Genomic DNA, 8,540 nt, shown 5'->3' on the forward strand with positions numbered 1-8,540 from the left:
CCCCGATTTACTCGACTCGGCGACGGCCGCAGCGCTGAACCGTCGTCGTCCGGCTGACGGTCCAGGCGTGCACGGGATCGAGCGTGCGCTTACCAGGGGGTCTCGCGACCCCCATGGACCCCCGCGCGCCGAAGCACTCATTCGCGCGACGACGCCCTTGCCTGGTTGAGACCGTTCGCGCGAATGAGCACTTCGGACCGTGGTTGCGGAAGACTGCGTGCGTGTCCGGTCCTGACGGCAGTGACGGCAGCCGTGACGGCAACAGGAGCGGACGCCACCGGATGCCGCGGGCGCTCAGCCGATGTTTAGCGCAGTCCAGCGCGGTCATGACCTTGTCCCGGAACGAACTGATAAGGATGAGGCCGGTGGTTCAAGTCCACCTAGGCCCACCAGCACGAAAACCCCCCACCGGGATCGGTGGGGGGTTTCGCGTTTCCGGACCGGGGGGCGGCCGTTGTGAGCCTGCAGGTCGTCCTTTGAGCCGGACGGGCGGGACGTCCGGGGCGGAACCGAACCGGGCACGGACGGAATGCCGGTACGGTCGGCGCGTGCGTTCTGTGGTTTGCTGCGCTGATCGCGTGGTTCGCGCCCGGCGGCGGTCCGGTGCGGGTTCGGCGGGGGCGGACGGTTGAAGCCCCGCGGCGCCGCCCTGCTGGAGCGGTTCCAGCATCCGGCACAGGTCGTCGTCACCGGGTTCGGGATCACCGTCCTGATCGGGACGGGCCTGCTGTCGCTGCCGTACGCCACCGCCGGCGAGCCGTCCGCCGACCCGGTGGACGCGCTGTTCACCGCGACGTCCGCGGTGTGCCTCACCGGGCTGGTCACCCAGGACCCGGGGACGCACTGGTCGCTGTTCGGCGAGCTGGTGATCATGGGGTGCATGCAGGTCGGCGGCCTCGGCTTGATGACGGTGGCGACGTTGTTCGGGATCCTGCTGTCCGGACGGGTGGGGCTGCGCGCGCGCATGGCGGCCCAGGCCGAGACGAAGACGCTCCAGATGACGGACGTACGCCGCGTCGTGCGCAACGTCGTGCTGTTCAGCCTGACGTGCGAGGCGGTGGTCGCGGCCGTGCTGGCGGTCCGCCTCGCGCAGAAGTACGACGAGCCCTGGTTCCGCGCCGTCTACTTCGGTGCGTGGCATGCGGTGTCGGCGTTCAACAACGCGGGGCTGGCGCTGTGGCCGGACAGCCTCACGCGGTTCGTCGGCGACCCGTGGATGTGCCTGCCGATCTGCGCGGCCGTCGTGGTCGGCGGGCTCGGCTTCCCGGTGGTGTTCGAGCTGGCGCGCCGGTGGCGGCGCCCCCGCACGTGGTCGATCCTGACGCGCGTCACCGTCGGGACGACGACGGTCCTGTTCGTCGCCGGCGCGCTCGTCCTCACGGCGCTGGAGTGGAACAACGTCGAGACGCTGGGCACGCGGCCGCGCCCGACGCGGTGGCTGGCGGGCGTCGTGCTGTCGGTGATGCCCCGCAGCGGCGGGTTCAACAGCGTGGACACGTCGGCGCTGCGGCCGGAGAGCTGGCTGGTGACGGACGTCCTGATGTTCATCGGCGGCGGCAGCGCGGGCACCGCGGGCGGGATCAAGGTGACGACGTTCGGGCTGCTGGCGTTCGTCCTGTGGGCGGAGATGCGCGGGGACGCGCACGTCAACGTGGGCCCGCGGCGGCTGCCGGCGGGGACGCCGCGGCAGGCGATGGCGATCGTCATGCTGAGCGCCGGGCTCGTGACGGTCGCGACGATCGTCCTGATGGCGCTGACGGGCCACACCCTCGACCGGGTGCTGTTCGAGGTGGTGTCGGCGACCGCGACGGTGGGGCTCTCCACGGGGATCACGGGGGATCTGCCGCTGTCGGGCGAGGTGATGCTGGTCGTGCTGATGTTCGTCGGGCGCATCGGCCCGCTGACCTTGGCGACGGCGCTCGCGCTTCGCAAGCGCACGAGGCGGTACGAACTCCCGGAGGAGCGGCCCATCGTCGGCTGAGCCGCGTCCCGGCCGCGTACGGGCGCCTGCGGCCCGCGTGCGCGGTCCCGCGCCCGCCGGGCGGTGGTGCCGGCACCGGTGCCGTGCCGGTAGCTTCACGTGCCGGAGCGGTTCCGGCATCCGCGCGTCCGGCACCGCGAACTACCGGAGGAGCGACCCACCGTTGGCTGACAGCAGAAGAGATCCCGTCGTGGTGATCGGCCTCGGCCGCTTCGGCACCGCGCTCTCGCTCGAACTGGCCGAGCGCGGCACCGAGGTGCTCGCGATCGATCACCGGCCCAAGGTCGTCCAGGCGCTGTCGGGACGGCTGACGCACATCGCCGCCGCCGACTCCACCGACATCGACGCCCTCCGCGAGCTCGGCGTCGGCGAGTTCTACCGGGGCGTCGTCGCGATCGGCGGCGACCTCGAGGCCAGCATCCTGACGACGTCGCACCTGGTGGAGCTGGGTGTGGACAACATCTGGGCCAAGGCCGTCACGCACCAGCACAAGCGCATCCTGGAGCGGATCGGCGCCCACCACATCGTGCTGCCCGAGCACGACATGGGCGAGCGCGTCGCGCACCTCGTCAGCGGCCGGATGCTCGACTACGTCGAGGTCGACGAGGACTTCGCGCTCGTGAAGACGCACCCGCCGCAGGACATCGAGGGCGTGCCGCTGGGCGAGACGCGGCTGCGGTCCCGGCACGGCGTCACGGTGGTGTGCGTGAAGTCGCCGGGCGAGCAGTTCACGTACGCGACGGCCGACACGGTCCTGCAGTACAGCGACGTGATCCTGGTGGCGGGCCCGATCGCGAAGGTCGAGAGCTTCGCCGAGCGCGTCTGACGTCCCGTTCGTCCGTCCGGTGTGGACGGTGGCGGGGGCTGGGGATAACCGCGATCCTTGGGGATTACCTGGGGATGACGCCGCCGCGGCGCCGTCCCCAGGGGTGTGGAGCAAGTTATCCACAGATTGTGGACGGCGGGTGTGTGCAGTCCATCGACCAGCCAGAACAAGCGTTTCCCCAGCAGGAGGGCCCTGTGGAGATCCGGGGGCGACGCTGCGTCACCGGTTGTCCACCCCTGGGGACGAGCGTTATCCACAACCTGTGGACATTCGCGTTCATCCGTTGAGTCCGAGGTAGCAGCGGACGGTCCGGACGCGGTCGTCCCCGAGGATCGGCGCCGCCGCGACGAGCGCGCCGAGCGGTCCCGGGCCGTCCAGCCCGGGGTGCCCGTGCGACCACCACGACCGCAGCGCGACCTCCAGCCGGTGCCAGGCGCGCGGCGTGGCCTCCGCCAGGCCGTCCAGGACCCGTTCGGCCGCCTGGACCCGCTCACGCACCGCCGGACCCGTCCGCGCGGAACTCGTGCACGACCTCGATCGGGCCCACGATGTGCGCGTTGAACTCGTCGAGCTCCTCCGCGGGCACCCACAGCTCCAGGATCGTCCGCCCGCCCGCCTGCCGGACGGGGTAGCGCGCGGCGAACGCGGCGTCCACCTCGAACCGCGTCACGAACCCCGAGCCGTGCGCCGGGACGTTCCAGTCCCGCGCGATCTTGATCGCGTACTCCTCGGTGAGGACGGGGTAGAAGATCGGCTGCTCGGGCAGCCGCGGCGGCCACGCGCGCCAGTCGGCGGCGCGCAGCAGGTCCAGCTCGGCCGGGCCGACCGGCCGCCACAGCGTCAACGTGCTCATCGCCCGAGTCTGTCCGGACGGGTGGCCGGCGGTCGACCGATTTAGCTATTCAAACTTGACCACCGGTGCGCCGTCGGCCTACGCTCGCCGCCATGGGCCAGAAGACGATCCCGATCTTTCCGTGCCGATCGATCGGCGACACCTGGGACTTCTACAAGGCGCTGGGATTCGAGCAGACGTCCTGGCAGACCCGTCCCAACCCTTACCTCTCCGTACGCCACGGTGAGGTCGAGCTCCAGTTCTACGGCTGGAAGAAGCACGACCCCGCCGCGTCCATGCACATGTGCTACATCGTCACCGACGACGTGGACGCCCTCTACGAGTCCTTCCGCAGCGGCCTAAAGGAGGCTCTGGGACGGATCCCGACGCGCGGCCTGCCCCGTATGGGCGTCCTCAAGGACATGACGTACGGCATGCGGCAGTTCCTGCTCACCGACCCCGACGGCGTGCAGCTCCGCATCGGCCAGCAGATCTCGGACGATCTCGAACACGCCCCCATCCCCACCGAGCCCGTCGCGAAGGCCCTGCACATGGCCGTCCTGCTGGGTGACTCCAAGGAGGACTACAGGGGAGCGGCCAGGATCCTCGACAAGCTTCTCAACGGCACCGAGACCTTGACTCCGCCCCAACACCTCAAGGCCCTCACCATGCGCGCGGACATGGCCCTCCACCTCGACGACCCAGAACACGCCCGTACCGTCCTGACGCAAGCGCGCGCGGTGCCGCTCACCGACGAGCAACGCGCCGCCCTGAGCGACGAACTGCGCCGTCTGGAAGACCTGGCCGCGTCCTCGGAACTCCCCGCTCCCTGACCGGCCGCCCCGGCACCGGACGGACGGTCAGAAGTGCCGGTCGACGATGGCGCGGGCCGCGCGGCGGGCGGCCGGGACGGTGTCGCGGACGGACTCGAGCGCCGCGGCGGCCATCGTCCCGTCGAGGAGGAGCGTCAGCTCGCGGGCGAGCGCCCCGGGGTCGCGCGCGCCGGCCGCGTCCGCGAGGTCGCGGACCCACGCGAGGACCGCCCGCTTGTGCTCGGCCGTCGCCCGGTGCACGGCGCCGCCCGGCACCGACTCGCTCGCCGTGTTGAGGAACACGCACCCGCGGAAACCGCCGTCGTCGCCCGTTCCGTCCCCCGCCCCGACGGCGTCGAACATGCCGACGAGGCGGTCGCGCGGGTCGTCGCCGGCGGCGTCCGCGGCCTCGCGCAGCATGCGGCGCCACTTGCCGTCCGCCTGGTGCAGGAACGCCAGGACCAGCTCGTCCTTGGATCTGAAGTGCGCGTAGAGCGTCGCCTTCGCCACCCCGGACTCGGCGATGACGCGGTCGACGCCGACCCCCCGGATGCCGTGCGCGTAGAACAGCTCGGCGGCGGTGCGCAGGATCCGGTCCCGGGCGGGTTCGCGCGCGGCCGCCGGGCGGCCCTTCACCGGCGCGGACGGAGGATCTCGCCCTGCGCCGGCCCGTCCACGGCCTCGGCGTAGGCCCGCGCGACGTCCGCCGCCGGGGTGCCGTCGGCGCCGTCCATGCCGAGGGCGTCGAGGGTCTCGGAGACCCACCCGGGGCTGACGGCGTTCACCCGGAGCCCGCGCGGCAGCTCGGCCGCCGCCGTCCGGACGAACGCCTCGAGGCCCGCGTTGACCAGCGCGCCGAACGACGCACCGGGAACGGGGCGGTCGAAGGCGCCGCTCGTCAGCGTGATCGAGCCGCCGTCCCGCAGGTGCCGGATCGCCCGCCGCGCCAGATGCACCTGCCCCAGCAGCTTGGCCCGCACGACGTCCGCCGCGTCGGCGTCGGCGTCGAGCGGCGTGAGCGGGGCACTGGCGGCGCAGCACACGACGGCGTCCGCGTCCGGGACGGCCTCGAACAGCGCGTCGACCGTGGCGGGATCGTCCAGGTCGACGGCGACCGGGCCGCGCCGGGACGCGCGGACGACCTCGTGCTTCTCCGCGAGCAGGGCTCCGACGGCCGAGCCGATCACGCCCGTCGCGCCGATGACGATGACCTTCATTGCCCTCCTCGGCATCACGTTTCCGGCAGAGGCAATCTAGACAGACCTGTCTGTCTAGGTCAAGCCCGTGCAGGTGGTCGGAAGAAAGTGCGTCCGACGGCCCGCGTGGCGGGTGCGGGCTGGGGACAGAGCTGGGGATTATCGGTGGACGACGTTGTCCACCGACTTCGCCCGCCTGTGGACCGAGTTTGTCCACAGCCTGTGCAACCGGCCGGTCACAAGGCGTCACAACACGGCAACAGTCGAGGTGAGAGCGTTATCCACGCTGTGGACGGGCGGGCATGGGGTTGGGGACGAACCTGGGGAAGAATGGTGGACGGCGAGCGGGTCGGAGATCCCCAGGGTGTGCACAGAAGTTATCCACAGGCTGTGGATGATGCATGTGGGCACCCGGTCATCTGAATACCTGTGGAGATGACTCGCCCGAGCGTCGGAGGACGTGCGAAACTGCGCCCAGCCTGGGGATTTCCTGTGGAGAAGATGCCCGCACTCGCTGGTCGCGAAGGGGGCGGCCCGTTCGGAAAGTTATCCACAGTTTGTGGATGATGGGCGGTGCGCGAACCACCGGTGGTTCGCTGGGGCACGGATCGGCGGGACGGCCCGTGCACCGAGCACGCGGCCCCGGGCGGGCCCGCGCGCAGACCGGCGAGCACCGGTCGCGCACGGGAGCGACCCGCCGAGGGAAGGCCCGGCGAGCGGTGCGAGGGGGAAGAGATGACGGCTCGACCCGGCCGCGGGCGGCCCGCGGCGGCGCGCGACATTCCGGCACTGACCTGCGAACATATGTTCGACCGCGTGATAGGGTCCCGGATCCATGGGGCAGTTGCTGAACGAGCCGGTCCGCGCCGAGCACGACCCGGCCGGACGGCTCACCGCGTACGAATGGCGGGGGTCGCGCTATGCGGTGCAGGAGGTGCTGAAGACGTACGGCTCGCCCGGCGACGGCCGGGTCTACCGGGTCCGCGTCACCGGCGCCGACGGGGTGGCCGTCGCGGAGCTCGGCCGTGACCGGGACCGCTGGCGGCTCCGCACCGTCTTCTCCGCCTGACCCGCCGCGGGCGGCCGCCGCGCGCGGAGCCGCCCCCCGCCCGCCGCACGGGCCCGACCGGGTGAGCTGGACGCGGGTCCACGGCGTGCAGGGCAGCCCGCTCGACCTGCTGACCGCCCGCATCGGGCACCGGCACTACGCGCCGCACGTCCACGACGAGTACGCCATCGGGGTGACCGTCGACGGCGTCGAGACGATGCGGTACCGCGGCGAGAACGTCTACTCGGGGGCGGGCACCCTGGTCGTGATCGAACCCGGCGAGGCGCACACCGGCGGCCCGGCACGGCCGGAGGGCTTCGCGTACCTCGCCCTGTACCCGGCCGCCGAGCTGCTGCGGGCGGTCGCGCCGGGGGCCGCGGAGCCGCACTTCCGGGAGCCGATCATCGACGACCCGGCGCTGGCGGACGCGCTGCGGCGCGCCCACCGCGCCCTGCGCGCCGGCGACGACCCGCTGGAGGCCGAGACCCGGCTGCTGGAGATGTTCGCCGCGCTGGTCCGGCGGCACGCGATCCCCCGCACCGGCGGCCCCGCGGCCGGACGTCCGGGGCCGGGGGCCGCGCGGATCGCGCGGAGCGTCGCCGAGCGCCTCGCCGGCGAGCTGACCCGGCCGCCGCCGCTCGCCGAGGTCGCCGCCGACCTCGGCCTGTCGCGCTACCAGGCGCTCCGCGCGTTCCGCGACGTCATGGGCATGCCGCCGTACGCCTGGCTGGCGCAGCACCGGGTGTCGCGGGCCCGCGCCCTCCTCGACGCGGGGCACCGTCCGGCCGATGCCGCGGCGCTCGTCGGCTTCGCCGACCAGGCGCACCTCACCCGCTGGTTCCGCCGGGTCCTCGGGGTCACCCCCGGCGCGTACCGCAACAGCGTTCAAGACGCCGCCGCGCGCCCCGCCGCATCCTGAGACCGCGCCCGGAACCGTCCGGGCGCACGACGGACATGGAGGTCGTGGTGAGTCGCCGCGGTTGGGTGCTGTTCGCCCTGATGTGCGTGTTGTGGGGCATCCCCTACCTGCTGATCAAAGTGGCGGTCGACGAGGTGTCGGTGGCCGTCGTGGTGTTCGCGCGGACGGCGCTGGGCGCGGCCGTGCTGCTGCCGCTCGCGTTCCGGTCGGGCGGCTTCGGCGCGGTGCGGCGCCACTGGCGCCCGCTCCTCGCGTTCACCGCCCTGGAGATCCTCGGGCCGTGGGCGCTGCTCTCCGACGCCGAGCAGCAGCTGACCAGCTCCATGACGGGGCTGCTCATCGCCGCGGTGCCGATCGTCGGGGTGGTGCTCGCCCGCGGCACCGGCGACGCCGAACGGCTCGGGCCCGTCCGGTGGGCGGGCCTGCTGGTCGGGCTCGCGGGCGTCGCCGTGCTCGCCGCCCCGCACCTCGAGGGCGGCAGCGCGTGGGCGATCGGCGAGGTCATGCTGGTCGTCCTCGGCTACTCGATCGCCCCCATGATCGCGCTGCGTCGCCTGCAGGACGTCCCGAGCATGCAGCTGTCGGCGTCCTCCCTCGGCATCGCGGCGCTGGTCTACGCCGGGCCGGCCGCGTTCACGCTGCCCGCGGAGCCGCCGAGCGGCGCGACCGTCGCGGCCCTCGTCGCGCTCGGCCTCGTCTGCACCGCCCTCGCGTTCACGGTGTTCTTCGAACTGATCCGCGAGGTCGGCGCGTCCCGCGGGATGGTGTTCACGTACGTGAACCCCGCGGTCGCGGTCGTCGCGGGCGTCATGTTCCTCGACGAGCCCCTCACCGCCACGATCATCGCGTCCTTCGTGCTCATCCTCGGCGGCTCCGTCCTCGCCACCGCCCGCCGCGACCCCGACCCCCCGGACGCCCGCGACGAC

Annotated in this window: 10 protein-coding genes; 6 read left to right on the forward strand and 4 right to left on the reverse strand. The window is 72.7% G+C overall.

Translation table 11 applies throughout. The annotated features are described in order from the left end of the window. Positions 1 to 628 precede the first annotated feature (628 nt). The gene (locus DMH08_RS22630; RefSeq protein ID WP_051301265.1) at positions 629 to 1,981 is read left to right on the forward strand and encodes a TrkH family potassium uptake protein; all 1,353 of its coding nucleotides are present in this window, start codon (positions 629 to 631) and stop codon (positions 1,979 to 1,981) included. 163 nt (positions 1,982 to 2,144) lie between these two features. Beyond that, on the forward strand, positions 2,145 to 2,807 hold the full coding sequence (locus DMH08_RS22635) for a potassium channel family protein (RefSeq protein WP_026404678.1): 663 nt from the start codon (positions 2,145 to 2,147) through the stop codon (positions 2,805 to 2,807). A 276-nt stretch (positions 2,808 to 3,083) separates the two neighbouring features. Here DMH08_RS22635 and DMH08_RS22640 read toward each other — a convergent pair whose 3' ends face one another. Next, positions 3,084 to 3,305 carry a hypothetical protein gene (locus tag DMH08_RS22640; RefSeq protein WP_125617533.1) on the reverse strand — a complete coding sequence of 74 codons (222 nt, stop codon included), beginning with the start codon at positions 3,303 to 3,305 and terminating at the stop codon, positions 3,084 to 3,086. Continuing rightward, positions 3,298 to 3,660 carry a hypothetical protein gene (locus DMH08_RS22645; protein ID WP_125617539.1) on the reverse strand — a complete coding sequence of 121 codons (363 nt, stop codon included), beginning with the start codon at positions 3,658 to 3,660 and terminating at the stop codon, positions 3,298 to 3,300. The genes DMH08_RS22640 and DMH08_RS22645 overlap by 8 nt, the downstream gene beginning before the upstream one ends. A 92-nt stretch (positions 3,661 to 3,752) precedes the next feature. Here DMH08_RS22645 and DMH08_RS22650 point away from each other — a divergent pair, with 92 nt between their 5' ends. After that, positions 3,753 to 4,472, forward strand: a complete 720-nt coding sequence (locus tag DMH08_RS22650; RefSeq protein WP_125617541.1) for a bleomycin resistance protein — start codon at positions 3,753 to 3,755, stop codon at positions 4,470 to 4,472. A gap of 27 nt (positions 4,473 to 4,499) precedes the next feature. Here DMH08_RS22650 and DMH08_RS22655 read toward each other — a convergent pair whose 3' ends face one another. Both DMH08_RS22655 and DMH08_RS22660 read right to left on the reverse strand, forming a co-directional pair. Then, positions 4,500 to 5,087 (reverse strand): TetR/AcrR family transcriptional regulator, encoded by a 588-nt coding sequence (locus DMH08_RS22655; protein WP_125617543.1) that lies wholly within the window; start codon positions 5,085 to 5,087, stop codon positions 4,500 to 4,502. Beyond that, positions 5,084 to 5,668 carry a short chain dehydrogenase gene (locus DMH08_RS22660; protein WP_026404683.1) on the reverse strand — a complete coding sequence of 195 codons (585 nt, stop codon included), beginning with the start codon at positions 5,666 to 5,668 and terminating at the stop codon, positions 5,084 to 5,086. The genes DMH08_RS22655 and DMH08_RS22660 overlap by 4 nt, the downstream gene beginning before the upstream one ends. 814 nt (positions 5,669 to 6,482) lie before the next feature. On the opposite strand from DMH08_RS22660, the gene DMH08_RS22665 reads away from it, so the two are divergent. The 3 genes from DMH08_RS22665 to DMH08_RS22675 all read left to right on the forward strand — a co-directional run. Then, the gene (locus DMH08_RS22665; protein WP_026404684.1) at positions 6,483 to 6,716 is read left to right on the forward strand and encodes a hypothetical protein; all 234 of its coding nucleotides are present in this window, start codon (positions 6,483 to 6,485) and stop codon (positions 6,714 to 6,716) included. 61 nt (positions 6,717 to 6,777) lie between these two features. After that, a complete protein-coding gene (locus DMH08_RS22670) occupies positions 6,778 to 7,614 on the forward strand; it encodes a helix-turn-helix transcriptional regulator (RefSeq protein ID WP_125617545.1) in 837 nt (278 codons plus the stop codon). 47 nt (positions 7,615 to 7,661) lie between these two features. Next, on the forward strand, positions 7,662 to 8,540 hold an 879-nt coding region (locus tag DMH08_RS22675; RefSeq protein WP_148108600.1), incomplete at its 3' end, for a DMT family transporter.

This window comes from Actinomadura sp. WAC 06369, assembly GCF_003947565.1.
Lineage (GTDB): Bacteria > Actinomycetota > Actinomycetes > Streptosporangiales > Streptosporangiaceae > Spirillospora > Spirillospora rifamycini.